This window comes from Chlorogloeopsis sp. ULAP01, from assembly GCF_030381805.1.
GTDB lineage: Bacteria > Cyanobacteriota > Cyanobacteriia > Cyanobacteriales > Nostocaceae > Chlorogloeopsis.
In genome coordinates, this window is the sequence record NZ_JAUDRH010000002.1 from 246,209 (window position 1) to 272,119 (window position 25,911).

The 25,911-nt window shown below is 41.1% G+C and carries 22 protein-coding genes; 12 read left to right on the plus strand and 10 right to left on the minus strand.

Annotated features, from left to right (window positions below; genetic code table 11):
* Positions 1 to 15: 15 nt before the first annotated feature.
* The gene (thrB, locus tag QUB80_RS04670) at positions 16 to 933 is read right to left on the minus strand and encodes a homoserine kinase (protein WP_289788328.1); all 918 of its coding nucleotides are present in this window, start codon (positions 931 to 933) and stop codon (positions 16 to 18) included.
* Between the two features lie 16 nt (positions 934 to 949).
* Positions 950 to 1,672, minus strand: a complete 723-nt coding sequence (locus QUB80_RS04675) for a tyrosine-protein phosphatase (RefSeq protein ID WP_289788329.1) — start codon at positions 1,670 to 1,672, stop codon at positions 950 to 952.
* Between the two features lie 84 nt (positions 1,673 to 1,756).
* On the opposite strand from QUB80_RS04675, the gene QUB80_RS04680 reads away from it, so the two are divergent.
* Both QUB80_RS04680 and QUB80_RS04685 read left to right on the plus strand, forming a co-directional pair.
* A complete protein-coding gene (locus tag QUB80_RS04680; protein ID WP_289788330.1) occupies positions 1,757 to 2,170 on the plus strand; it encodes a VOC family protein in 414 nt (137 codons plus the stop codon).
* 19 nt (positions 2,171 to 2,189) lie between these two features.
* Positions 2,190 to 2,999 (plus strand): MerR family transcriptional regulator, encoded by an 810-nt coding sequence (locus tag QUB80_RS04685; RefSeq protein WP_289788331.1) that lies wholly within the window; start codon positions 2,190 to 2,192, stop codon positions 2,997 to 2,999.
* A 185-nt stretch (positions 3,000 to 3,184) separates the two neighbouring features.
* Here the strand turns inward: QUB80_RS04685 and QUB80_RS04690 are convergent, their stop codons facing one another.
* The 3 genes from QUB80_RS04690 to QUB80_RS04700 all read right to left on the minus strand — a co-directional run bounded on the left by QUB80_RS04690 (position 3,185) and on the right by QUB80_RS04700 (position 5,619).
* Positions 3,185 to 3,535 carry a DUF1257 domain-containing protein gene (locus tag QUB80_RS04690; protein WP_016872828.1) on the minus strand — a complete coding sequence of 117 codons (351 nt, stop codon included), beginning with the start codon at positions 3,533 to 3,535 and terminating at the stop codon, positions 3,185 to 3,187.
* Between the two features lie 133 nt (positions 3,536 to 3,668).
* Entirely contained in the window at positions 3,669 to 5,180 is a 1,512-nt protein-coding gene (ycf46, locus tag QUB80_RS04695; protein ID WP_289788332.1) for a stress-responsive protein Ycf46, read from the minus strand.
* A gap of 97 nt (positions 5,181 to 5,277) precedes the next feature.
* Positions 5,278 to 5,619: a slr0373 family blue light stress response protein gene (locus tag QUB80_RS04700; RefSeq protein ID WP_289788333.1), complete on the minus strand. Its 342-nt coding sequence runs from the start codon at positions 5,617 to 5,619 to the stop codon at positions 5,278 to 5,280.
* A 288-nt stretch (positions 5,620 to 5,907) separates the two neighbouring features.
* Here QUB80_RS04700 and QUB80_RS04705 point away from each other — a divergent pair, with 288 nt between their 5' ends.
* Complete coding sequence (locus tag QUB80_RS04705; RefSeq protein ID WP_289788636.1) at positions 5,908 to 7,071, plus strand: NAD-dependent epimerase/dehydratase family protein; 1,164 nt, start codon at positions 5,908 to 5,910, stop codon at positions 7,069 to 7,071.
* 448 nt (positions 7,072 to 7,519) lie between these two features.
* Positions 7,520 to 8,653: a glycosyltransferase family 4 protein gene (locus QUB80_RS04710; RefSeq protein ID WP_289788334.1), complete on the plus strand. Its 1,134-nt coding sequence runs from the start codon at positions 7,520 to 7,522 to the stop codon at positions 8,651 to 8,653.
* A 609-nt stretch (positions 8,654 to 9,262) separates the two neighbouring features.
* Here QUB80_RS04710 and QUB80_RS04715 read toward each other — a convergent pair.
* Complete coding sequence (locus QUB80_RS04715) at positions 9,263 to 9,538, minus strand: DUF7219 family protein (protein ID WP_289788335.1); 276 nt, start codon at positions 9,536 to 9,538, stop codon at positions 9,263 to 9,265.
* Positions 9,539 to 9,918: 380 nt separating this feature from the next.
* Here QUB80_RS04715 and purC point away from each other — a divergent pair, with 380 nt between their 5' ends.
* The 7 genes from purC to QUB80_RS04750 all read left to right on the plus strand — a co-directional run bounded on the left by purC (position 9,919) and on the right by QUB80_RS04750 (position 19,300).
* Entirely contained in the window at positions 9,919 to 10,656 is a 738-nt protein-coding gene (gene purC / locus QUB80_RS04720) for a phosphoribosylaminoimidazolesuccinocarboxamide synthase (RefSeq protein WP_289788336.1), read from the plus strand.
* 276 nt (positions 10,657 to 10,932) lie between these two features.
* Positions 10,933 to 13,860 carry a BamA/TamA family outer membrane protein gene (locus tag QUB80_RS04725; RefSeq protein ID WP_289788337.1) on the plus strand — a complete coding sequence of 976 codons (2,928 nt, stop codon included), beginning with the start codon at positions 10,933 to 10,935 and terminating at the stop codon, positions 13,858 to 13,860.
* Between the two features lie 71 nt (positions 13,861 to 13,931).
* Positions 13,932 to 14,789, plus strand: coding sequence for a UDP-3-O-acyl-N-acetylglucosamine deacetylase (gene lpxC / locus QUB80_RS04730; RefSeq protein ID WP_289788338.1), 858 nt, complete (start codon positions 13,932 to 13,934; stop codon positions 14,787 to 14,789).
* Between the two features lie 112 nt (positions 14,790 to 14,901).
* Positions 14,902 to 15,432, plus strand: a complete 531-nt coding sequence (gene fabZ, locus QUB80_RS04735) for a 3-hydroxyacyl-ACP dehydratase FabZ (RefSeq protein WP_289788339.1) — start codon at positions 14,902 to 14,904, stop codon at positions 15,430 to 15,432.
* A gap of 233 nt (positions 15,433 to 15,665) precedes the next feature.
* Positions 15,666 to 16,487, plus strand: coding sequence for an acyl-ACP--UDP-N-acetylglucosamine O-acyltransferase (lpxA, locus tag QUB80_RS04740; RefSeq protein WP_289788340.1), 822 nt, complete (start codon positions 15,666 to 15,668; stop codon positions 16,485 to 16,487).
* A gap of 142 nt (positions 16,488 to 16,629) precedes the next feature.
* Positions 16,630 to 17,793, plus strand: coding sequence for a lipid-A-disaccharide synthase (gene lpxB / locus QUB80_RS04745; protein ID WP_289788341.1), 1,164 nt, complete (start codon positions 16,630 to 16,632; stop codon positions 17,791 to 17,793).
* Positions 17,794 to 17,878: 85 nt separating this feature from the next.
* The gene (locus QUB80_RS04750; RefSeq protein WP_289788342.1) at positions 17,879 to 19,300 is read left to right on the plus strand and encodes a DNA cytosine methyltransferase; all 1,422 of its coding nucleotides are present in this window, start codon (positions 17,879 to 17,881) and stop codon (positions 19,298 to 19,300) included.
* 261 nt (positions 19,301 to 19,561) lie between these two features.
* Here QUB80_RS04750 and QUB80_RS04755 read toward each other — a convergent pair whose 3' ends face one another.
* Complete coding sequence (locus QUB80_RS04755; protein WP_289788343.1) at positions 19,562 to 21,184, minus strand: GAF domain-containing protein; 1,623 nt, start codon at positions 21,182 to 21,184, stop codon at positions 19,562 to 19,564.
* A gap of 619 nt (positions 21,185 to 21,803) precedes the next feature.
* Between QUB80_RS04755 and QUB80_RS04760 the strand changes: the two genes are divergently transcribed.
* Positions 21,804 to 22,646, plus strand: coding sequence for a class I SAM-dependent methyltransferase (locus QUB80_RS04760; RefSeq protein WP_289788344.1), 843 nt, complete (start codon positions 21,804 to 21,806; stop codon positions 22,644 to 22,646).
* A 147-nt stretch (positions 22,647 to 22,793) separates the two neighbouring features.
* Here QUB80_RS04760 and QUB80_RS04765 read toward each other — a convergent pair whose 3' ends face one another.
* From QUB80_RS04765 to QUB80_RS04775, 3 genes are all read right to left on the minus strand, one after another.
* Entirely contained in the window at positions 22,794 to 23,225 is a 432-nt protein-coding gene (locus QUB80_RS04765) for an archease (protein WP_289788345.1), read from the minus strand.
* Between the two features lie 65 nt (positions 23,226 to 23,290).
* Positions 23,291 to 24,175 (minus strand): CobW family GTP-binding protein, encoded by an 885-nt coding sequence (locus QUB80_RS04770; protein ID WP_289788346.1) that lies wholly within the window; start codon positions 24,173 to 24,175, stop codon positions 23,291 to 23,293.
* A 157-nt stretch (positions 24,176 to 24,332) separates the two neighbouring features.
* The gene (locus QUB80_RS04775; RefSeq protein ID WP_289788347.1) at positions 24,333 to 25,793 is read right to left on the minus strand and encodes an RtcB family protein; all 1,461 of its coding nucleotides are present in this window, start codon (positions 25,791 to 25,793) and stop codon (positions 24,333 to 24,335) included.
* Positions 25,794 to 25,911: the final 118 nt, after the last annotated feature.

The following is a 25,911-nucleotide window of genomic DNA, read 5'->3' on the forward strand; positions in this document are numbered from 1 at the left end:
ATAAATGACTAATCATTAACAAAAGCTTCTTGCTCCTTGAGTATCAACAGCAAGCGATCGCACCACTAGCGAAATTCCCTGTTGCTGCCAAGCAGAAGACATTGCTGCTACTACAGCTTCGGAATGTGCCGTATCTGTTAATGCTAATAGTGTAGGGCCAGCACCACTAATTACCATACCGCAAGCACCAGCAGCGAGAGCAGCTTCTTTGACAGCGTCATAACCCTGAATAAGTGATTCTCGGTAAGGTTGATGTAATTTATCTTGCAAAGCAGCCCGCAACCAATCTTTCCTACCAGTTTCCAAACCGCGTAACAACAGTCCTAGATGAGCTGTATTAAAAATTGCATCTGCACGACTCACTTGAGTTGGCAGCACCCGTCGCGCTTCCTGGGTGGAAAGCTCAAAATTAGGAATTGCCACCACTGGCACAATATCTTCATGCCAAGGAACATCACAAATCTCCCAACCCACATCACTACTAGCAGCAAGACGGCAGCCTCCAATCAAGGCAGGGACAACATTATCGGGGTGTCCTTCCATTGCGATCGCTAACTCCATTACCTGCGACTGAGTTAGAGGTTCACCCGCCAACAAATTAGCACCAACCAAACCACCGATAATTGCCGTCGCTGAACTACCCAAACCCCGTGCTAAAGGCACAGCTAGCTTGATATCAATTTGCACGGGTGGGGGAGTCTGTCCCAAATGTTGATATAACTTTACAAAAGCTTGGTAAAGCAGATTGCTCTCATCAGTTTTAACTTGTTCCGCCTCTAAACCCGTCACAGTAATTGTGACTCCAGCTTGATTGTGGTTAGTGAACTTAAACTCGTTATACAGCGTTAGAGCGGCACCGATACAATCAAATCCTGGCCCCAAATTTGCAGTTGTGGCTGGAACGATAACAGATACAGAAGAAACAACAGTCATTGAAAAAACTAACTAATCAATCAACCAGCATCTCATGTAAATGGTTGATTTGCTCACCAGTCATGCCAATTGTCTTTAAATAACCAACAACTCCGCCATACTGTTGTTCTAAATAATTGAAAGTCTCTAGAACTGTTTGTGGTGGAGACTCAAACATATGAGCATAACCTTGCTTTGTTGCTGTTTCCAGCATTGGTGCGTAAAAAGCAGCAAGGTAATCTGCGCTCATTGCATAGTCTTGAGCAATTGTAGCTACTGGCACATTGGCTATGGCGAGCAATAAAGCGGTAATTATACCAGTTCTATCTTTGCCACCTACACAATGAACTAACACAGAAGTCTCATTGGTAGCGATCGCACTCATCACCGTTTTTATTTGTTGCTGGCAGCTATCAAGCAGCAGCAAGCATTGTTTGAATAATGTTCCTGCTTTCCTCATCTCAGCTTCTAATTCTTCGCTAAATAAAGGTAGGTTGAAATAAGTCACATGAGGCGAAGTAGAAAAGACATTAGGAGCCTGACTGACTTCAGATAGATAACGCAAGTCAATAATTGTTCGCACACCGTAATTTAACAATAACTGCTGACTTGCTGGGGTGAGACGATGCAGGCTATCTGAGCGCAACACAGTACGCCAGCGTGTCTTTTTGCCATCTAAAGTTTCATAGCCACCGATATCGCGGGTGTTGTAGCAACCTTCCAGCGCTAACAGTCGTTCTAGAGGTTGGTGTAAACTCATAAAAATTTTCTCACAATAGCTCTTGACTTTGCCCTTAGGGGAGGGTGTGCACTAGAAATAACCACAAGTAAGAGGTAACAAACAATGAAATTGGGAGCTATCAATCACATAGCCTTAACAGTCTCTAACTTAGAGCGTTCAGAAGCTTTTTACAATCTGCTTTTAGGATTTATAGGTTATGAACAAGCAGAAAAAACAGAACAATTAATTCTCTGGGCAAGTTCTAATGGTGTCATTACTATTTCTCCATCTAACCCCAAATCACCCAATCAAAAACATGATCGCTATTCTCCAGGTCTGCATCATCTAGCTTTTAGTGCAGATAGTCGAGAAGACGTAGATAAACTTTACCAAAAGCTAATCGAGATGGGCGTAGAGATTCTCGATCCTCCTTTTGAGTATGATTATATGCCTGGCTATTATGCTGTATATTTTCTAGATCCAGATGGGATCAAACTAGAACTAACACACATTCCTAATTGGCCACCTGAATTTTAGTTGAATAAAAGGTGGAAAGATGCTGAAAATAGGTGATTTTTCAAAACTCAGTCAGGTAACTGTAAAAGCACTGCGTCTGTACGATCAACTTGGATTGCTCAAACCAATTCATGTAGACGAATCTACAAGTTATCGCTATTACTGTGCCGAGCAGTTACCACGACTTAATCGTATTTTGGCATTCAAAGATTTGGGCTTTTCTTTAGAACAAATTGCCAAACTGCTAGATGAAAATCTGCCACCAGCAGAAATTCGCGGTATGCTGCGACTTAAGCAAGCAGAACTTCAGCGTTTAGTAGAGGAAGAACAGGCACGCTTATTGCGAGTAGAAGCACGACTTAAGCAAATCGAGGAGGAAAGCATACCAAATTACGAAATCGTGCTTAAAAAAGTGGAACCAATCAAAGTTGCATCAATACGAGAAATTATCCCAAATTTTGCTGCTGTGCCGCGACTTTATGATGAGTTGTTTGAGAGCCTTCAGCAGCAAGGAATTCAAGTACCTAGCTATTGCGCGGGCATTTGGCACGACTCGGCATATAAAGAGTCTGATATCGACTGGGAAGCTGTTGCATCATTAGAAAGTTTCGTATCTAGCAACAAGCGTATGAAGGTATATGAGTTGCCGGGTTTTGATAAAATGGCTTGTGCAGTTCATCACGGCAGTTACAACACAAGTAACCAAGCTTACACAGCCTTAATATCCTGGATTGAAGCCAACGGTTATAAGATTATCGGCCCTAACCGTGAGGTTTATATTATTGGTGGTAATGAACAAAACAATGAATCTTATGTAACAGAGGTACAGTTTCCTGTTACCAGAGCTTAATCAAAAAACTTGATTTCTGAACTAAAAACAATGAAGTTAAACTTTAAAAAATGTTAAATTTAGATATGGCATAGTAAAAGCTGTAAACTAATAAGGACTGGAAACAAGTCCAGTCCATAAAAAAGCGGGCTAACCGCTCTTGACATGGTTAACCCGTACAGCTTTGGGAACGCGCAGAGAAACTTCTATTGCAGCACCAACTTGACGTTGGCATTTTGCAGACCGCGTTGTTTAACTTCAGTCAAGGTCTTGTTAACAGCGTACTTCTGATTGATTGAGTTAATCAATTCGGTCTGATTGTGCTTCTTAGCTACGCCCCACAGGTCTGCGATCAGGTCAAAAGAACCATCGCTGTTGCGAGACCAACCAAGATCATATTCGCCTTCCAAAACTGCTACGATGTCAGAACGAACACGCTGACCGTTGTAACCACGAACATCTGCTTCAGTTTTTACTGTAATGCCGAGGTCACGTAGGGATTGCTTGAGGATTTCAGCATCGGTGATCTTGGTACGCAGAGTGCTAAAATGAGACATTTGGGTTTCCTCCAAAGAGAAGTGAGAAAAAGGACAACGATTGGTCTTAGAAGAAGCCGCGTTACTAGACGCGGTTTTTTTTAACTGCTAGCGTTTGGTGCTAGCCTTTCCCCTGTTAAAACAGGGAAAGCTTTTAGAACTCCATTCGCTGATATTCAGCAACGGAGGCTGCTGCAGGTCGAGCACGCTGTCTAGCCCAATCTCTTAGAGCCGTTACCTGTTCTTGCATCGTTCGAGACAGCGGCAGTGTCGCTTTAATTGCAGCAATAATATCTAACTGGGTGAACTCTCGATCTTGAGCGAAAGCTTCGTACATCGCTGCCACGATCGCTTGTTCAATTTCAGCCCCAGAGAAGCCATCCGACATTTTAGATAGTTGTTCAAGGTCAAATCTAGAAATGTCACTACGGCGCTTACTTAAGTGGATAGTGAAGATGTCCTGCCGTTCTTCTGGCGTTGGCAGATCCACAAAGAAAATCTCATCAAAACGACCCTTTCTCAAAAATTCCCCTGGCAACCTTTCGACTCTGTTCGCTGTTGCCATCACAAATACTGGGGATTTTTTCTCTTGCATCCATGTTAAGAAAGAGCCAAAAATTCTGCTTGAGGTACCACCATCAGAATCTGAAGAACCTGTGCTACCAGCAAAGGATTTATCTAACTCATCAATAAATAAAATGGCTGGAGAAATCGATTCTGCTGTTTTCAGGGCATTCCGTAAATTAGCTTCCGAGCGCCCCACCATAGAGCCGTCGTAGACTCGTCCCATATCTAACCGCAGCAATGGCAAGCCCCATAGCCGAGAGGTGGTTTTCGCAATTAAGGATTTTCCACAACCTGGAACACCTAAAATTAACATTCCCTTAGGTTGAGGTAAACCATACTCTCGCGCTCTCTCTGTAAAAGCATTAGAGCGTTGCTTGAGCCACTTCTTCAATTCTTCTAAACCGCCAACAGCGTCAATGGTTGCATCTTCTTCTATGTACTCTAATATACCATTACGTCTGATTAGCTGCTTTTTCTCAGATAGAACTATATCTACTTCTTCTTCAGTTAAGCGCCCAGTTGTTACTTGTGCTTTGCGATAAACTTTCTCGGCTTCGTCTTTAGTTAATCCTAAAGCTGCTCTAAGAAGCTTTTCCCGTGCTTCTGTAGTCAACCGTCGCCCACGATGATGATCTATATGATTAGTTAAAACTTTATTTAATTCACCCATGTCTGGAAGTGCAAAATCGAGAACAACCACTTCCTTCTCCAGCTCAATGGGTACTTGCTGCATTGGCGACATTAAGAGAATTGTTTTCTGCGTGCCTTTAAAACCGGCGATCGCATCTCGCAAAGATCTTGTTGTCGCAGGCGCATCAATAAAAGGATGTAAATCTTTAAGAATAAATATGCCTGGTTCTCTCTGTCGAATGATCCACTCAATCGCCGCTTCCGGAGATACGGTATTATGTTGAGTCACGTTACGGGGTTGACCATACTCCACGATGCCATGAGTTACTGTCCAAACGTAGACTCGGCGCTGTGGCTTGGATGATTGAGCGATTGTAAAAATTGCTTGCTCAGCCCGCTCTTCCTCGGAGGTCACAAGGTAGATTAAAGGGTATTGAGCCTGAATGAGAATATTGAGCTCTTCTTTCATACATCGACCTACTTGAGACCTTTTACAGACACTCCAGACATCACTTCTGGCAAAAACGGCGGAATCATGAATTCAAAATTGTCTTCCTAATTCCTATCTAGCAAGGAACTAATTCTTCCTCACCCTTAGGATGGTTTAATTCTTTTTCCATCTCTTCCATTGGAAGGTGTTCTTGACCTATTAACCCCGGCTGTTGACCTAAGGCAACCAATTCTCCATCCCGTAAAACAAGTGAACTTTCGCAGTTTGGGCAACTATAGACTTTATGAGTACTTCCGTAAGAAGTTCCTTCATCTACTAGTTCTGAATGTGCCAGGTAGAAAACAAGGGCGCGTTCGGCAAGCTCCGACATTGGTTCAGAATCCACTGCTGAACGTATCTTTAGTTTTCTATGCAGTTCCGGCGATAAATACAAAGTAACCTTTTGCTTAGCTTGCATAACTCTTTAACGGTCTTACCCGGGTATGTATCTAACGATATCGAGTCTGCTTATGGTTGTCAAGACAGTAAAACGTTTTGACGGCACGTTTGTAACATTTATTTACAATGGGATGGTGATTTATCTTTTAAACCCGCCTGTGGAGTGGTTAGTAGTTAGTAGTTAGTGGTTAGTAGATAGTAGTTATTCTTCCCCTCTGCTTTCTTGTCCCCTTATCTCCCTATCAGATGGTTTAGAGGGGACACAAACCTGGTAGATTTAGCTATCAGCGAGTAAAAACTGGTGAAAATGAAAGTCCTGGTTATTGGTGGCGATGGTTATTGCGGTTGGGCAACCGCACTTTACCTTTCTAATCGCGGTTATGAAGTTGGTATTTTAGATAGTCTGGTGCGGCGGCACTGGGATAATGAACTGGGTGTACAAACTCTCACCCCGATCGCGCCAATTCAGCAACGTATCCAACGTTGGAAAGATTTAACAGGTAAATCTATCGACCTGTTTGTTGGCGATATTACAAATTATGATTTTCTCCAAAAGGCGCTGCATCAATTTGAGCCAAATGCGATCGTGCATTTTGGCGAACAACGTTCAGCTCCATTTTCGATGATTGATCGCGAACACGCAGTGATGACGCAGGTTAATAACGTTGTCGGTACGCTAAATTTACTGTACGCGATGAAAGCTGATTTCCCAGACTGTCACTTAGTGAAGTTGGGAACAATGGGTGAATATGGCACACCTAATATAGATATAGAAGAAGGCTACATCACCATTGAACACAATGGGCGCAAAGACACTTTGCCCTACCCCAAACAACCTGGTTCAATGTATCACTTAAGCAAAGTACATGACAGCCACAATATCCACTTTGCTTGCCGCATTTGGGGACTACGGGCAACAGATTTAAATCAAGGTGTTGTTTATGGCGTCTTAACAGAAGAAACTGGGATGGACGAACTGTTAATTAATCGCCTTGATTATGATGGTGTGTTTGGAACTGCGTTGAACCGCTTTTGCATTCAAGCTGCCATTGGACACCCCTTGACAGTTTATGGTAAAGGCGGACAAACGCGCGGATTTTTGGATATTCGCGATACAGTGCGATGTATAGAAATAGCGATCGCTAACCCCGCTCAATCTGGTGAATTTCGCGTATTTAACCAATTTACTGAACAATTTAGTGTTGGTGACTTGGCGCTAATGGTGAAAAAAGCCGGAAACGCGATGGGACTAAATGTGGAAATTAATAATTTGGAGAATCCTAGAATCGAGAAAGAAGAACATTATTTCAATGCTAAAAACACTAAGCTGCTGGATTTAGGACTACAGCCTCATTATCTCTCTGATTCTTTGCTCGATTCTCTGCTCAACTTTGCCGTCAAATATCAAAATCGAGTTGACAAATATCAAATTTTGCCGAAAGTTACTTGGCATCGTAGCAATAACGGATAAATAGGCGATCGCTTATTCTGGTTATGTTTATAGTACTGCCTGAACTAGGAATTAGTCATATCAACATCTACCGACTAATTCCTGAATCGGCAGTGCTAAATACTGTTAACCAAAACTACCAGCAAACCATCAAAATTAACAATTGTAAATGTGAATAAGGCTAGCTAAAGAAACTTACTGAAATCAAGTTTAGTCGCTGGTCTCAAACTAATCGTTAGGTTTTCCGATCCAATAACGACCAGCGCTCACTAACAGTCGACTATATCATCCAATAATTAGTGATTTTGCTGCTAATAACGGCTATTCTGAAGAAAGTAAAGATCATGATGGACTAAGTCCGCACACAATTGCTCCTAGTCCAGCAGACGATTTACTCTGTGATTAATGGTGTAATTGCTCAGAAGTTGGGATTATCTAAACGCTCTGCCTGTAATCAATTAAGTATTTTATGAGGATTGCTCTATTTACCGAAACCTTTCTGCCCAAGGTTGACGGCATCGTTACGCGCTTGCGCCACACAGTTGAACACCTACAACGTAGGGGAGACCAAGTACTGGTAATTTGTCCAGATGGTGGTATGACTGAATATAAAGGGGCGCAAATATATGGTGTCTCTGGTTTTCCACTACCACTGTATCCAGAGTTAAAAATGGCACTACCGCGCCCAGCGATTGGTCATATTTTAGAAAAGTTTCAGCCAGATATTGTTCATGTAGTAAATCCAGCTGTTCTAGGGATAGCAGGCATATTTTATAGCAAAATGTTAAATATCCCGCTAGTAGCTTCTTATCATACCCATCTGCCCCAATATTTGCAACATTACGGTTTGGGAATGTTGGAAGGATTATTGTGGGAATTACTGAAATCTGCACACAACCAAGCAGCTTTAAATCTATGTACCTCCACAGCAATGATGGAGGAATTAACAGCACATGGTATTGAGCGAGTAAATTTGTGGCAACGGGGAGTAGATACAGAAACATTTCATCCCAGTTCAGCTTCCGAGCAAATGCGAGCGCGCCTGTCGCAAAATCATCCAGATAGCCCTTTGCTACTCTACGTTGGGCGTCTTTCTGCTGAAAAAGAAATTGAGCGCATTAAACCAATATTAGAAGCTATCCCCGAAGCAAGATTAGCACTTGTAGGAGATGGCCCTCACAGGGCAAACTTAGAAAAGTACTTTAGTGATACAAACACTCATTTTGTTGGGTATTTGGTTGGAGCAGAATTAGCCTCTGCATTTGCAAGCGCTGATGCTTTTGTCTTTCCTTCTCGTACAGAAACACTGGGATTGGTATTGCTAGAAGCAATGGCAGCTGGCTGCCCTGTAGTAGCGGCTCGTTCTGGCGGCATTCCCGATATTGTCACAGATGGCGTCAATGGATATTTGTTTGATCCCCAAACAGGCGATGCGGGTGCGATCGCAGCAGCAATTCGTCTACTAGAAAATAAACAAGAACGAGAAATTATCCGTCAAAATGCACGTCAAGAAGCAGAACGTTGGGGATGGGCAGCTGCCACTCGCCAATTACAAGATTATTATCAAAAGATAATTTATTCCGAGTTACCAAAAGCGGCATAATTGTCTGGATTAGGAATAAAAATACAAAGCAAAAAGAATTTGGCTTTTAACTTTTATAATTCTTAATCCTGAATTTGATACTCCATCTTCTCATCTCAAGAGTTTGCGATCCAATTCCTTGGTTTATTCCCTTATGTGCAATAAACTTTTTGCTCATTCTATTTTCAAACTAATCAATTACTGTCTTGAAATAGTTTAAAGCTCCTTTAAGAACACTGCACAAAGATGCGCTCTGCACAGCTTAAATAGAGAATGTCTGAACTCGGCGAACCTTTTTTTGGAAAGCTGCTACGCGTCTACAAACTTTTTACAAATGGACACTGATAAACACAGATTTTTATTTTATCGGTGTCCATCTGTGTTCCTTTTAATAGTTGTAACTAATCTAAATTCTGATTTTTTGCAAAAAGCCCAATGTACAAAATTTATGAAGCGAAGAAAGAGTTTGGCACAATCTTGCTGCTGCCAAAGACTTTACCTAATTCTAAATACATTTTGCTAACTTCAAACTTTTTTCTTTTGCCTAAATTTCAGAACTTAGCTTAAAAGTTAATAATATATACACGGCAAGCACAGGTTCTAATTTAAACTCATGCTGATATTATTCTCCTAGTTTTCACCATCACTGCTAGCGTTACCATCATCTAGCCGGAAAGGATCTTCACCTATTCCTAATTGCTTTTTACTCCTTTTCAAACCTTTCCAAAGAGCTTTGATTTGCTCGTATGCCTCTTCTGGAGGAATTTTACCAGAAGTTTCTAAATTGCAAATATAACTTACTTTTTGGGCAAACTCCTGCAAATTAGCATTAAACACTAAGTTCTCTGGTTTGACTTGACCGTAGTAACGACCTTTAGGGTACAGAAAGTTATCTTTGTTCACCATTTTTAACGCGCTCACTTTGATAATCTAAGATTATTTATTACAAGTTCAGTTCTAGCTGTGCAAATGTCTAATTTCTGGCGTTGATTTTATTTAGTTATTTTGCCTATATATATAGACTCTTTTGCTTCACGATAAACACTGAAATATTTGTTTATTTTTTTACAATAACTAGTATTTTTACTTAGAAGAATTATTATTTATACTGAAGTAAATATATAAAAAACCCTAAACACTTATTTTCTAGGATAATTTTGCGCTTGTGCATCCATATCTTTTGTTGACGGCAGCGCTACCAATGATTAATAAATAACAACAAAAGATAAAATGGTTAAGCTTGAACGTGTAAAAGCCGCCCATAGCCTAAAACCTTACTTGTCACCATGTCTGTCCACACTAAGTTATACGAAGGCAAAGCCAAAATTATCTATCCCACGGATGACCCGCAAATCTTTTTAGCTGTTTTCAAAGATGATGCTACAGCCTTTAACGCACAAAAACGCGGAAGAATACAAGGGAAAGGAGATATAAATTGTAGCATTTCTAGTAAATTATTCAAAGAATTGGAAGCACGTGGCATAAAAACCCACTTCATTGATAATCCTGCTCCTAATCAAATGCGGATAGAAGCAGTAAAAATTTTGCCGTTGGAAGTAGTTGTGAGAAATATTGCTGCTGGTAGTCTTTGTCAGCAAACAGGATTACCACTAGGAACTGTGCTAAAACAGCCCTTGGTGGAGTTTTATTATAAAAACGATCAATTAGGAGATCCTTTATTGACACGCGATCGCCTACTGTTGATGGAACTGGCGACTGTGGAACAAGTTAACAAAATTACCCATCTAGCACTGCAAATAAACGAATTTCTGAAGGACTTTTTCCTGGAGTGTGATATTACCCTTGTAGACTTCAAACTAGAATTTGGTTTGAATTCACAACAACAGTTGTTACTTGCGGATGAAATTAGTCCAGATACCTGCCGTTTATGGGATATTTCTGCGGAGAATGATCCTAACCGTCGTGTTTTGGATAAAGATCGGTTTCGCCGTGACTTAGGGAATGTAGAAGATGCTTATCAGGAGGTTCTGCGACGAGTGATTAAAGCAGTAGAAAGGGAATAATAAAAATCAGTTGAGGATTGTTGAGTTGATTGGAACAAACAACTAATCAAAAACAACTAACAACTGTATAGCAGTGATTAGTCGCGTCTTACCAACCATCAATCCTCAGCTCCTTGAGTAAAAGAAAAACAACGAAAGTCTTTAACTTCTGCCTTCGGCATTTTGCCTTATAAAGTAGAATGGCGAGAGTAATAATTATGTTTTTACTTTTACCTTTTAACTGAAAGTTTAATTGCCTTTTGATGGTGTGTGGACGTGAAGAGGAATCAAAATAAAATGCGCCTATCTCCCGTGTTTATGACAGTGGTGGCGATCGCAGCCCCTTTAAGCAGCTCGCTTAGTGCAGAAGCACAAACCACAAAGAATTCAAAACAAACAGCAGAAGTTTTCACATCAACCACTGATCGCGAGCAGGAAGTTAACACCTCATTCCCTGCTGTTGATGTGTTAGCAGGAACCTCAGAGGCAGGAACTTCAGAGGCGCTCGTACCAATCTTGACAACGCCAACAACTGTACAAACTTCTCAAAAATCTCAACAAAAGATAGTTGATATTCCAGCAGCAACTCAGGGACAAGTTGTATTTCCAACAGCATCAGCACTGAAGACAACTCCCCAAGTATCTGTAACAGACTCTGCAACATCAGCAAGTACAAAAATATTTCAAACTTTCCAACCTCAGGCAAATACACCACCAACAAAGCATCAGGAGCATGAAGTTAGTGCTGTGTTTCCAGCAGCATCAGTGGTGAAGACGACTTCCCAGCAAGTAGCACCAACTTCTGAGCTACCAACTAATACACAAACTTATAAAAACCCAAACCAAACAAATACAGTAGCTAAACTATCAACAAATCAGCAGACAAAAGTTAATAGCACCTCAGGTGCAGCATCACTAAAGACGACACCAAGGAGCATAGGCACAAACTGGGTAAATCAAGCTATGTTGTCAGGTGCAGCAGCGCTGAAGACAACACCAAGGAGCATAGGCACAACTTGGGCAAATCAAACCATTGCCCAAAATCCTACTCCTGCCCCCACTCCTCCTTCAGAAACTCAACAATCACCTTTCCAAGCTCCCACTCCTCCTGCGGGAACTCAACAATCACCTTTCCAAGTTCCCACTCCTCCTGCGGGAACTCAACAATCACCTTTCCAAGCTCCCACTCCTCCTGCGGGAACTCAACAATCACCTTTCCAAGCTCCCACTCCTCCTGCGGGAACTCAACAATCGCCTTTTCAAGCTCCCACTCCAACTCCTAATCAGCAAAATACTACTCCTCCTGGGACTGAACCAGCATTACCAACAACTCCTGAAAATCAACAAAATCAAGAACAAACAGAAACAGAACCCCGCGTGTTAGTATCGGAAGTGTTAGTGAGATCTCAAACTGGACAGGCGCTAACACCCCAACTAGAAGACGAAGTTTACAGAGCTATTCGTACTCAACCAGGAAGGACAACAACGCGATCGCAACTGCAAGAAGATATTAATGCCGTCTTTTCAACTGGCTTTTTCTCCAACGTGCAAGCAGTGCCAGAAGATACACCGTTGGGAGTGCGGGTAAGCTTTATAGTTCAACCTAACCCTGTCTTACGTGACGTAAATATCCAAGCAAATCCCGGTACTGGCATACCTTCAGTATTAGATCCAAAGGTTGTAGATGAAATTTTCCGCAACCAATACGGGCAGATTTTGAATTTACGTGATTTACAGGAAGGCATCAAGCAGTTAACCAAACGTTATCAAGATCAAGGTTATGTACTAGCGCAGGTAATTGGAGCGCCGCAAGTAACAGAAAACGGGGTTGTCACTTTACAAGTAGCAGAAGGGGTGGTAGAAGATATCCGCGTCCGTTTCCGCACTAAAGAAGGGCAAGAGACAACCGAAAAGGGAGAACCGATTCGAGGGAAAACGCAGCCTTATATTATTACACGAGAATTGCAGTTGAGACCAGGAACGGTATTCAACCGCAACATTGTGCAAAGAGACTTGCAACGGGTATTCGGACTAGGTTTGTTTGAAGATGTGAATGTTTCTCTAGATCCAGGCACTGACCCCAGTAGAGTGGATGTAGTAGTAAACGTGGTTGAGCGCAACACTGGTTCGATCGCAGCCGGGGCGGGTTTTAGTACTGCAAGTGGACTATTTGGTACAATTAGCTACCAAGAGCAAAACCTGAATGGTAGAAACCAAAAACTAGGAACAGAGTTACAGATAGGACAACGAGAATTTCTGTTTGATGTCCGATTTACAGATCCCTGGATAGCTGGCGATCCATATCGAACCTCCTACACAATTAATGGTTTTCGCCGTCGCTCGATTTCGTTGATTTTTGATGGCCCAGATCAGGATATTGAGACCTATAATCCCAGAAATCCGGGAGATGATGGTGATCGCCCCCGAATTTTACGTTTGGGTGGTGGTGTAACCTTTAGCCGTCCGTTGTCTAGAAATCCTTACGAGCGTGCAGAGTGGACAGCCTCAGCTGGTTTACAGTATCAAAGAGTTTCTAGCCGCGATCGCGATGGTGATCTCAGAAGGCGAGGTAGGCTGGAGGACGTAACAGTACCTTGTGAGCAAGATCCAAGCAATTGTATTGATTTGACTCAATCTGGAGAAGGACAAGATGATTTGTTGCTGGTACAACTTGGAGCAGTACGCGATCGTCGCAACAATCCATTGCAACCAACAAGTGGTTCTTTCTTCCGTCTAGGGGTAGATCAGTCTGTACCAGTAGGGCTGGGCAGTATTTTTATGACTAGACTGCGAGGCAGCTACAGTCAATATTTCCCAGTCAGATTTTTGAATTTTACCAAGGGGCCGCAAACCATTGCCTTTAATATTCAAGGAGGAACTGTACTTGGTGACTTGCCTCCTTACGAAGCTTTTACTTTGGGTGGTAGTAACTCTGTTCGGGGTTATGAAGAAGGTGCATTAGGCAGTTCTCGTAGTTTCGCCCAAGCCTCGCTTGAGTATCGCTTCCCAGTGTTCTCTGTAGTCAGTGGCGCACTATTTTTTGATGTTGGCACCGACTTCGGCTCGGAGACTAGAGCGGGTGAGTTGCTAGATAAAAACGGTACTGGCTATGGCTACGGTATCGGCGTCAGGGTACAATCACCACTTGGCCCAATTCGTGTTGATTATGGTATCAACGATGAAGGAGATAGCCGCATCAATTTTGGTATTGGTGAAAGATTTTAATTGGACATTTGTCATTAGTCATTAGTCATTAGCTCTAGACAAATGACTAATGATACAGGATACATAGCAATATGCAACAACACACATTAGCAGCTGAAATCATCCATACAGGAGTGGGATTGCATAGTGGTATTAGTACCCAAGTGCAGATATTCCCAGCAGAAGTACGTAGTGGAAGATACTTTGTCAGGGTAGATTTACCAGATACTCCGATAATTCCAGCACAAGTCGCGGCGGTGAGTCAGACGGTTCTGTCAACTCAGCTAGGCAAAGGCGAGATAAGTGTTCGGACTGTAGAGCATTTGTTGGCAGCTTTAACTGGTATGGGTGTAGATAATGCCCGGATCGAAATCAATGGCCCAGAAGTACCACTTTTAGATGGTTCAGCAAAGGTATGGGCAGACAGTATTGCTCAGGTAGGCTTAGTTTCACAAGCTTATGTAGAGCAAGAGAGCTACTTACCCACAAATGAACCAATTTGGGTACGTGAGGAAGATGCCTTTGTGTGTGCTTTTCCGGCACCGACACCCCGCTTTACCTATGGCATTGACTTCGATCTGCCTGCTATTGGCAATCAATGGTATAGTTGGTCACCAACTTCCCATCCCACTAATCATGCCAGTTTTGCTGTTGAAATTGCTCCTGCCCGCACATTTGGTTTACTACATCAAATTGAATATTTACAAAAATCTGGGTTAATCAAGGGTGGAAGCCTAGAAAATGCTCTGGTTTGCGGGCCACAAGGCTGGCTCAATCCACCATTAAGATTTGCCAATGAACCCGTACGTCATAAACTTTTGGACTTAATAGGAGACTTGAGCTTAGTAGGAAAAATACCCTGCGCTCATTTTTTAGCATATAAAGCTAGCCACAATTTACATATCCAACTGGCACAGAAAATTTCAGATCTGCGACAAGGGACTAGTTAGTGGTTCGCGGTTAATGGTACTTTTTGATCACCGACAATCAATAACTCACAAACCATTACGTTCAAAGAGTTACCTAACAACCCAATCAACACTGATATTAAATATACAGTCAATGTCAACTGTCACTGAAGTAAACACAACCAATCTGCCCACGCCAGCACCTACTCAGGAGCAGTCAGATCATTCCACTACTAGTAAATCGGAAACAAAAACCATACTGTCAGCAGAAGAAATTCAGAAACTTCTACCGCACCGCTACCCCTTTGCACTGGTAGACCGGATTATTGACTACACTCCTGGAAAGCGAGCTGTAGGTATTAAAAACGTTACAGTTAATGAACCCCATTTTCAAGGTCATTTCCCAGGGCGTCCGATTATGCCAGGTGTGTTGATTGTAGAAGCGATGGCACAAGTTGGCGGTGTTGTGATGACACAAGTACCCGAATTGGAGGGTGGACTTTTTTTATTTGCTGGTATAGATAAAGTCCGCTTTCGTCGTCAGGTTGTTCCCGGAGACCAACTTATAATGACCGTGGAACTGTTGTGGGTTAAACAACGTCGTTTCGGTAAGATGCAAGCTAAGGCTGAAGTAGACGGCCAGCTTGCTGCTGAAGGTGAACTCATGTTTTCTCTTGTTAGCTAAAAATCTTCTTTTGTGGTAAAGGCACAACCGTGAAGTGCCTTTACAGACTACTTAACAAGACCTCAGTCAAAGCAAAAAGCCATAAAAAATATGGTATAATTTGCTAATTTTCTCCGCCCTCACACTTAAAGTTGCTACCCGACGCTTACCCTAACGGGAATTCGCCCTGCGGGTGTCTACGGCTACTAAATTTTGAGAATACTTTGCACTCTTAATCTTCTGGAGATGCACCTTTGAAGACGCTTATTCATCCAACTGCTGTTATTCATCCTAATGCGGAACTCCACCCTACAGTGCAAGTCGGTGCCTATGCTGTGATTGGAGGGCATGTAAAAGTAGGGTCCGAAACCACAATTGGTGCTCATGCAGTGCTAGAGGGGCCTCTAGACATAGGAGCGCGAAATCAAATCTTTCCAGGTGCTGTGCTTGGCATGGAACCTCAAGATTTGAAGTACAATGGCGAATTTAGCTGGGTTAAGATTGGCGATGATAACCTGATTAGGGAATACGTCACAATTAATCGCGCTACTGGTACAGGCGAAGAAACAAAAATTGGTAATGGTAACTTATTTATGGCTTATGCTCATGTGGGGCATAACTGTGTCATTGAAGACTCTGTAGTAATTGCTAACTCGGTGGCGTTAGCAGGTCATGTTCACATAGAGTCACGTGCTAGGCTAAGTGGGGTTTTGGGTGTTCACCAATTCGTGCATATTGGCAGACACGCAATGGTAGGGGGTATGGCACGTATAGATCGAGATGTGCCACCTTTTATGACGGTGGAAGGGAATCCGGCGCGAGTACGAACACTCAATCTTGTGGGACTCAAACGTGCTGGTTTTTCGATAGCTGATTTACAAGCCCTCAAAAAAGCCTTCCGCATTCTTTATCGTTCTGAATTCACTTTCAAAGATGCTTTAGAAGAACTGGAACTCTTGGGAGATACAGAACATTTGCAACACTTGCGTCGTTTTCTCCTACTTTCTCAGATGCCGGGTAGACGCGGCTTAATTCCTGGAAAAGGGAAAGCAGCCAGCAGCAGTGATGAGTCTTGAGAATAAGGGGCTAGAGGCTAACGGCTAAGAAGAGGAACCCAGACGCGGGGACACGGAGAATCGTGAATCACATTCTTGCTCCTGGTGCTTCTTTCTTAGTCCCTAGCCCCTAGTCCCTAGTCCCTATTGCCATAATTACTAAATGCGAATATTTATCAGTACTGGTGAAGTATCCGGCGATTTACAGGGATCGCTATTAGTTGCCGCGCTACAAAGACAAGCACTTGCTGCTGAGTTGGAAGTAGAAATTGTAGCGTTGGGTGGCGACAAAATGGCAGCAGCAGGAGCTAATTTACTAGCCAATACCAGTGAGATTGGATCTTTTGGGCTTTTGGAAGCTCTGCCTTTTGTGTTGCCAACTCTGCAAATTCAGCGACGAGCGATCGCCTATCTCAAACAAAATCCACCAGATTTGGTGGTGTTAATTGACTATATGGGGCCAAATTTAGGCATTGGCAATTACATTCGCCGCCATTTCCCAAATATACCGATTGTATATTATATTGCACCACAAGTGTGGGTTTCTTCCATTAATCTTGGCAATACATCTCGAATTGCTAATGTTAGTGACAAGCTCCTAGCTATTTTCCCTGAGGAAACACGTTATTTTAAAAACATGGGTGTAAATGTTACCTGGGTGGGGCATCCGCTAGTAGATAGAATGGACAATTTCCCCAGTCGAGAGGCGGCGCGTGCCAAGTTGGGAATCGAAGCTGATGCGATCGCTGTGGCGCTTTTACCTGCCTCCCGTCACCAAGAACTCAAGTATCTCCTACCAGTAATGTTTGATGCGGCGCAAGAAATTCAAGCCAAACTGCCTCTAGTACATTTCTGGATTCCGCTATCTCTGGAAATCTACCGTCAGAAGATAGAACAAGAAATACAACGGTATGGTTTACGAGCCACTCTAGTCTCAGATCAACAGCGGGATGTACTTGCCGCAGCAGATTTGGCAATTACTAAGTGCGGTACTGTAAATTTAGAACTTGCTTTATTGAATGTGCCGCAGGTAATACTTTACCGTCTCAATCCCTTTACTTATTGGGTAGGTAGGAAAATCCTGAAAATCTCTTTCCCCTTTGCTTCACCAGTAAACTTGATGGTGATGAAACAAATAGTACCAGAATTTATTCAAGAACAAGCGACTAGAGAGAATATTGTCCAAACAGCTGTAGAATTTTTGCTGAACCAAGAATGTAAACTGGAAATTCAGGCAGATTACGAGCAAATGCGGCAATGTATAGGAGAGTTAGGAGTATGCGATCGCGCTGCTCAAGAAATTTTGCAAATGCTCCCCAATTTTTAGATTGTATTTAGATTGTAGATTTGAAATTTTAGATTAAGCTTAAAGTCAATCAATCAAAAACCAAGACGCTATTTGCAGCGTCTATTTGCGTTTTTTAAAGAAAAATCCACCATTGGTAGAGTTAAAAGCCACAATCCAAAGTCTAAAAGCACGGCGTCCAGTAGCAGTAGATTTATTTGCTGGCGCCGGTGGATTTTCTCTGGGTATTGAGCAAGCTGGGTTTGATGTCTTAGTCGCGGTAGAGTACGATCCTATCCATGCTTGCACCTACTCTTTCAACTTTCCCCTGACTCAGGTATTGTGTGCGGATATCTCAAATGTAACAGGTGAGATAATACAACAGGCAGCTTACCGCAGTTGGTTTGCCCACCAGGGGAAGGACGCGGGGAGGTGGAGACACGGTGACGCGGAGAATGTAAATGAAAGTTTCTCCGCATCGGAAAGTTGGGATGGAAAAATAGATTTAGTATTTGGCGGGCCGCCTTGTCAAGGTTTCTCTATTATGGGTAAGAGAGACTTAGAGGATGATCGTAATAATTTGATTTTTCACTTTTACCGCCTGGTAATAGAATTACATCCTCGTTACTTTGTGATGGAAAATGTGCCAGGAATGAATGCAGGAGAGCATAGAAATTTACTGTCACAACTTATTAATAAGTTTGAAGCCGCAGGATACTATGTACAAAAAGAAATTTTGAATGCGGCAAATTTTGGTGTACCTCAAAAGCGGCGACGGTTATTTCTAATTGGAGCTAGGGATTCTTCTAGCCGCTACCTAGTGCCTAGTATTCAATACCCAGCCCCCACCGTTAGAGATGCGATCGCTGACTTGCCGGATATAGATGATTTCCCAGAATTAAAAACTAGCGATGAAGTTTTGCTTTCGCGATCGCAGTTACTAAGTCTGAATAGAAAATCTAGTCGTTATGTGCAAATGTTACGCTTTCACCCCAATACTAGGGACTTGGTACCAGAGACTCAGTACTGGGAAACTTATCCCCAATTACCGATACAGAATTTTTCCTACCCCAGGTTGTGGAACCCCCAATTGCTAACTAGTTCCATGCAAACTCAACATCAAGAAAGCTCCAAAATCCGCTTTGCCAAAACCCTACCTGGAGAATTAGAAGCTATTAGCCGCCTGCGACGTTTGAATATCGAGGGTTTATGCCATACTTTACGTGCTGGTACGGATTACAGTCGTGGTAGCCATACATCTCCCCGTCCGATTCATCCAGTATTAACACGGGTAATCTCCGTTCGAGAAGCTGCACGATTGCATTCCTTCCCAGATTGGTTCAGATTTCACCAAACCAAGTGGCATGGATTCCGACAAGTAGGGAATGCAGTACCACCATTGTTAGCACAAGCCATAGGAGAAAAATTGATTACCGCTTTGGAAATTGTGCCTTTGGTTCCACAAACATTTCTGGAACTAGGAAATACTCAATTATTGCGATTAACACTTTCTAGTGCCAGAAATTATTGGGAAGTAGAGAAAAAGTGAAGATTTAGAAAGATGTTTGGACAGAAAACAATGTATTCAAATCTGTCTATTAAACCCAAACGAGCAATAAAAAGCCAGTGGTTTCCCTCGTCCACTGGCTATATATAGTATCAAGATGTGTAAAACTAAGAATTCCAGAAAATCTTGCCTTTGTAAAGTTATATACAACTTTCATGCAACATCTGATAATTCAGTGTTGGCTTCGTCACTCCTATTGGAAAGATTCTAATTTTTACAAATAAAAATAGCGTTAGAAGATTGTTATGCCTGCTTAACTTGATCTAAAAGCCTAGCATGGTCGAGAGCAAAACCAACTTGCATGGCAATCTGGGCAAATAAATCAATTTCAGACTGTTGCCAAGCACGCGCTCTAGAACATTGATGAGCAATTAACAAACCAAATAGCTGCTCGTCTTTAAGAATTGGTGCGACTAAATTTGCTTTGACAGCAAAGGCTTCGAGTTGCCGAATGTGACACTCACTCAACTCAGCTTCATAGATGTTGCTAGTTGCTTGAACTCGCGCGGCTTGATATTTTTCTACGTATCCCTGAGCAAAACATGGATCTTTGATTTCGGCTCGCAACACTTTGGGGAAACCGAGAACCACTGATTCTGCAATCACAGTGCCATACCAATTTGCATCAAAGCCATAAACAATTACTCTATCAGTGCTGAGTGCTCTGCGAACTTCTTCGACGGTGTTTTTGAGGACATCCTCTTCGTTGAGTGATTCTCGAATCCGACGAGTTATGTCTATAAATACTTGAGCTAAATTAACCTTTCTATCGGTGTACTCTAAAAGCCTTGCGTAATCAAGAGCAAATCCGACTTGCATGGCTATTTGAGCAAACAAATTAATCTCAGACTGTTGCCAAAAGCGGATTCTAGAGGACTGGTGGGCAATTAATAAACCGAATAGTTGCTTACCTTTAAAAATTGGTGCTACGAGACTAGACTTAACACCAAATTGCTCCAGTAACTGAATATGATAATCAGTTAAATCAGCTTGATAAATATCGTCGATCGCACGGATACAACCATTACGGTATTGTTCGATATATCCTGCTTCAAAGCCTGGGTTTGAGACTGTAACTGACAAAACTTTTGGCAAGCCTGGTGTTACTGATTCTTGGATAAAAGTTCCATTCCAGTTAGCATTGAATCGAAAAATCGCTACACGCTCAAGATTTAAACCTTTGCGAACTTCTTCAACGGTATTTCTAAAAATATTTTCTTCATTAAACGATTCGCGAATGTATTGGCTAATTTTAATTAACAATTGAGAGTACTGTGCTTCGGCTTTTTGTTCCCATAGCAAACCCGAAAGTAGTTCTTTAATTAAATTAATATTTGTTTCTAAGACTAATAATTCATCTTTACTGGCAACAAGATTATGAGTTTCGTCATTCTCCGGACGTAGCTTGTTTATGATAGTGGTGGAAATTGCAGCAGCGTTTTGGACTGGACGAATAGCACGATTAGCCATAAAAGCAGCGATCGCTCCTGCTAAAACAGCTGTAATCCCAGTTCCAGTTAACAACAGCGACAGTTGTCTATGGATAGAAAGTTCGGTTTCTGTTGAACCTTTCGCACTCTCTTGTTTCAACTGAGGAATTTGCTTAGTAATTAACTGGGTGCCATGATAGTGGATGGCTGTTCCTACTGTTAAAATAGGTAGCACACTCAAAGCGATCGCCCAAATCATTGCCTTAACCTTAAGCCTCCCTGATTGTCGCTCCAAAGCTTGTGTTTGAGGAGACTCTGGAAGCCAGATTTCTGTCTGCTCCGAAGTGTATATATCTAGGTTCTCTATATCTTGGTAATAGCTCTGTTGCTGATTTATATTTTGCTTCGCTTGTTTTTGAGAATAGGACTCACTCATAAAAAATCTGGTTGTGCTGCAAGAACTTATTGAGGGAAAATATTAGTCGCCCGCTTTGAATACCAATTTATCAACTAGTTAGGTAATGAGTTTAATTAGAAACAATCTTTAAGTTGATAAATACCTGATGAATTGAGTTTTGTTTATGCGGCTACCCTACACAATAGAATAATGCATTTCATTTCAGCTTGACCTTCACGGAATCATATCAATTGTTTGATCGCTAAATAATTGCTCTTATTTCTATGTGAAAGGAATTAAATTGGATTTCGACTGACTAGTTGCTTGATAAATTGATATTTAAGTTACTTGATTTGTCAAATTTAGTTGACAAATTCAGAGATAGTTCTGTTTTTAATTCTTTTGATTGCCTCTTTGAGATTCATTTATAGTGTTTTTAAGCTTTTATGACTTTGCTTTTAAATCTTTCCTTTTAGTCTATCACCAAAACATCACTGGTATTCAAAAGTGCATTATAGAGATTACATAATATTTTCAGTATTGTGAAATTTATATACATTGAAAATCTATATATACAATGCCATGCCTGTGAATTATACTTATCTTCTAAAGAGCTTTAATTTAGAGCTATTAAACCAGTATTTAGAGGAGTTTGAGAATGCTTGAATCAGCAGATAACCAAACATACAAACGACAATTACTTACCGACTTTAATTCCAGAATTAATTACGATCAGGGTAAATTTTACACTCCTGTAGCCAAGAAATTACTTTCACTTGTCAAACTGCGCAAAGATCAGAAAATACTGGATGTTGCAACAGGTACGGGTATAGTTGCGCTTGATGCAGCCACAAGAGTTGGTTCTTCCGGTAAGGTAATTGGTATGGATATCTCTACAGGAATGCTCAAAAATGCTAAACAAAAACTTGTAAAGTCTGGGTTGCAAAATGTTGAATTTATTGAAGCAGATGCAGATAATCTAAACTTTCTAGACAAAGATTTTGATGTAGTTTTATGCTCTTTGGCAATTTGTTATTTAACTAATATTTCCAATGTTTTACATCAGTGGTATAACCTCTTAAAACCAAATGGAATATTAGCGTTTAATGCTTGGTCAGAAAAAGCATTTCCTCCCTCAACTATATTTAGAGAAGTTGCTGCAAGGCATGGCATCAAAATTCCTAATCCTAATAAACCATTAGGTAAAATTGAGAAATGTTATAATTTTTTACAAGAAACTGGTTTTCATAATATTAAAGTTCAAACTGAACAATTTGGTTGGTACTTTACACCTGATGCTAACACTGCTGAAGAGTTATGGAGAATTAACTCAAAGAATGTTTTTGGTTATCAAGTATTTCAACTTTTACCAAATCAATTAGAGGAGTGCAAAGCTGAGTATATGGCAGAGATCCAGGCATTACCGACTACAACACAAGGGGCCTGGTGTGATGCGTCGATATTTTTTGTCACAGCAAGTAAATCTATCTCAACATCATAATCGACATAACAATTTTGGCGATCGCTATCTACCTACTATGGCTTTAATTATAAGTAAAACAAAAAATTTAAATATAAAATGCATCTTCAGATCCCCGACTTCTTAAAGAAGTCGGGGATCCATATATATTTTCTTATTCAATTTGCTCTAAATATCAAGGATAACCATACTTATCCAAGCATTTTGTGTTTCTTCTAATTGAAAACGATGTAAAGTCACTGCTTTGACATCTACTCTTTGATGATGGCGATCGCTGTCTAGTTTTTCTCCTTGAAGTATAGCGGTAAGATGATGATTGCTATCTTTGTGCTCAAAATGAATTTCTTGTGGTCGCAGTAACATTTGTTCGCTATCTTTATAGTAAATAAGTTCTTGAAGAAAATTAAAAAGTAATAGATCCAATGCATCATTTTCTAAGTTAATTTGTCGCGTTTCTTTTGGTTCTATTGCCTCCAAATTCTCAATCATAGTATTGATTGTGGCATCGCCTGCCGCTTTGAAAAGCTCTACTAAGTCTTTTCCATTAGCTCGAAAGGCTATATCAGCAGTAGCTACGTCTTCGAGAAATTCGTAGGGCATAATAAGCAAGTTAAAATTTAAAACTCAAAAGTCAAAAGTTAGAATTTTAGTAAAAGTGCAACAGATTATTGTTCACACAACTTTAATTTATTAATAATTTCTGATTTGATTTCCCTCAAATATTTACCGATAAAAACTACTTCTGTTGCCTCTTGTACAAATGGTTCTAAGTCCCAACGCCCAGCGACAAAATTGAACAAATAGATACCTTCAGGAAAGCGGATAAATCCTTTAGCCCGATAAATATTCGTTTCCAAATTATGTAAAAATTCTTCAAAACATGGGCGATTAAAAGTACCAGATGATTTGTAGCTAAATGATTCAAACTCTGGTTGATGAATATGTTGTGGTGGTGCTTGTACTCTTTCTCTACCTATACCAAACAGTAATTCTGGATCTACCTGTCCTCTGACAGCATAAACAATCGAAGCAATTTCGTTAATGGAAATTAATTTTTTTTCTATAGCTATTAACTCACTTTTAGAAATTAAATCAATTTTATTCAAAAGAATGATGTCTGCGGCTTCTAGTTGTAATCGAGTTGTGTGTCCCACAGATGGATATTTAACCATTGCATCAGCATCAATTACCGTAATTACCCCATCTAGTCGTACTTTAGTCAAACTCTCTTGAATATCAAAAACTAAAGCATCTGGTTCTGCAACTCCAGTTGTTTCTACCACAATTATATCTGGGTCAATAGTATCAATTATTTCATTAACAGCAGCTTCAAATTCTCCTAATAAAGAACAGCAGACACAACCACCACCTAAATCTGTCATTTGAACATTTTTGCCTTGAATAATTTTGGTATCAATGGCAATTTCACCAAATTCGTTCATTAAAATGGCAATTTTTTTGGGGAAGATTTCGAGAATATAACGCAGTAATGTTGTTTTACCACTTCCCAACGGCCCAGTAATTACTGTTAATGGTGTGTGTATTTTCATAATAAGTAAACATAGGTTTTACGTAGTTGGACATAATTAAACATAAAATCCAAATTTATGAACAGTAGACAGAAACAGTATTTTACCTACCTACGGATACGCCGCTAGCTAACGCAACGCCTTACGGCGAACGCGTCTACTGCCCTCTGCCTTATACTTACCCCTTTATATTTCCAATCGGTGTTAATTTTACTACCCGCTTACTAATTCCTGCTAATTCAGTAGCTTCAATCACATCATCGATATTTTTATAAGCACCACCCGCTTCTTCTGCTAATCCTGAGTAAGAGGTAGTGCGGACATATATACCCCGACTTTCCATTTCTTTTTGGAGTTTGTCCCCACGATAAATTTTGCGTGCTTTTGCCCGGCTCATTGTGCGCCCGCTACCGTGGGCAGTGCTGAAAAATGTTTGCTCTCCACTGGGTACGCCTACTAATAGATAAGAGCCAGTTTCCATACTGCCGCCAATAATTATTGGTTGTCCAATATTCTTATATTGCTGAGGTAGATCTGCCATACCAGGAGCAAAAGCGCGAGTAGCACCCTTACGATGAACAAGGAGCGATCGCTCTTTAGCATCAACAATATGTCGCTCTAGTTTGGCAGTGTTATGGGCTACATCATAGACCATATGCAGATCTAAATCTTCTGGTGGCTTTTTGAGAATCTCTGAAAATACTTCTCGGATGCGATGTAGAATAACTTGACGATTGGCAAACGACATATTAATGCCACATTTCATAGCAATAAAATAGGCTTGTCCTTCAGGAGAGTAGAAAGGCGCACAGGCTAATTCTCGATCCAGAATTTTAATGCCATATTTACTTTCCATCACTTTGAGGAAGATTTGCAGATAATCTGTAGCTACTTGATGCCCGAAACCCCGACTACCACAGTGGAACATCACGACTACTTGATTGGGGATAGTAATTCCTAAACTTTTGGCTAATTCGCGATCAAAAATATTTTCTGGTTGAGCAATTTGAATTTCTAGATAATGGTTACCAGATCCTAAAGTGCCAATTTGGTTGACACCTCGATCAATAGCCTTTTCACTGATTTTGGCAGAGTCAGCACCAGCAATACACCCATTTTCTTCAATAAAATGCAAGTCTTCTTCCCTACCGTAGCCATTGCGAACACACCATCGTGCGCCTTCTTCTACCACTCTGCGAAATTCATTGCGTGAAAGCTTCACAAAACCTGTGCTTCCTACTCCAGCAGGAACCCGTTCGTAAAGCTTATCTACTAACTTTTTGATATGAGGCTTCACTTGATCATAGGTTAGATTAGTAACTATTAACCGCATACCGCAATTAATATCAAAACCGATACCGCCAGGAGAAATCACACCTCCTTGCTCTACATCCATTGCTGCCACACCACCAATGGGAAAACCATAACCAAAGTGTCCGTCTGGCATACACAAAGCATACTTAGTTATCCCTGGAAGTGTAGCTACATTTGTGACTTGATCGTATACTGCTTCGTCTAATTCTTGAATTATCTTTTCTGTTCCGTAGATCCGAGCAGGAACTAGCATTCCTTGTTTGTAGGAAATTGGAATTTCCCAAATAGTATCAGAAATTTTTTGTAAAACTTCTATCATAGCCATATGCTCTACTCCCGCACTGTATTCGCTGTTTGCTGTCTACAAAAATATCTGCCACAAAATCCAATTGGTTCGTGGCGGGAGTTTCAAAATACACTTAGAAACTAGTGATTTAAAGATA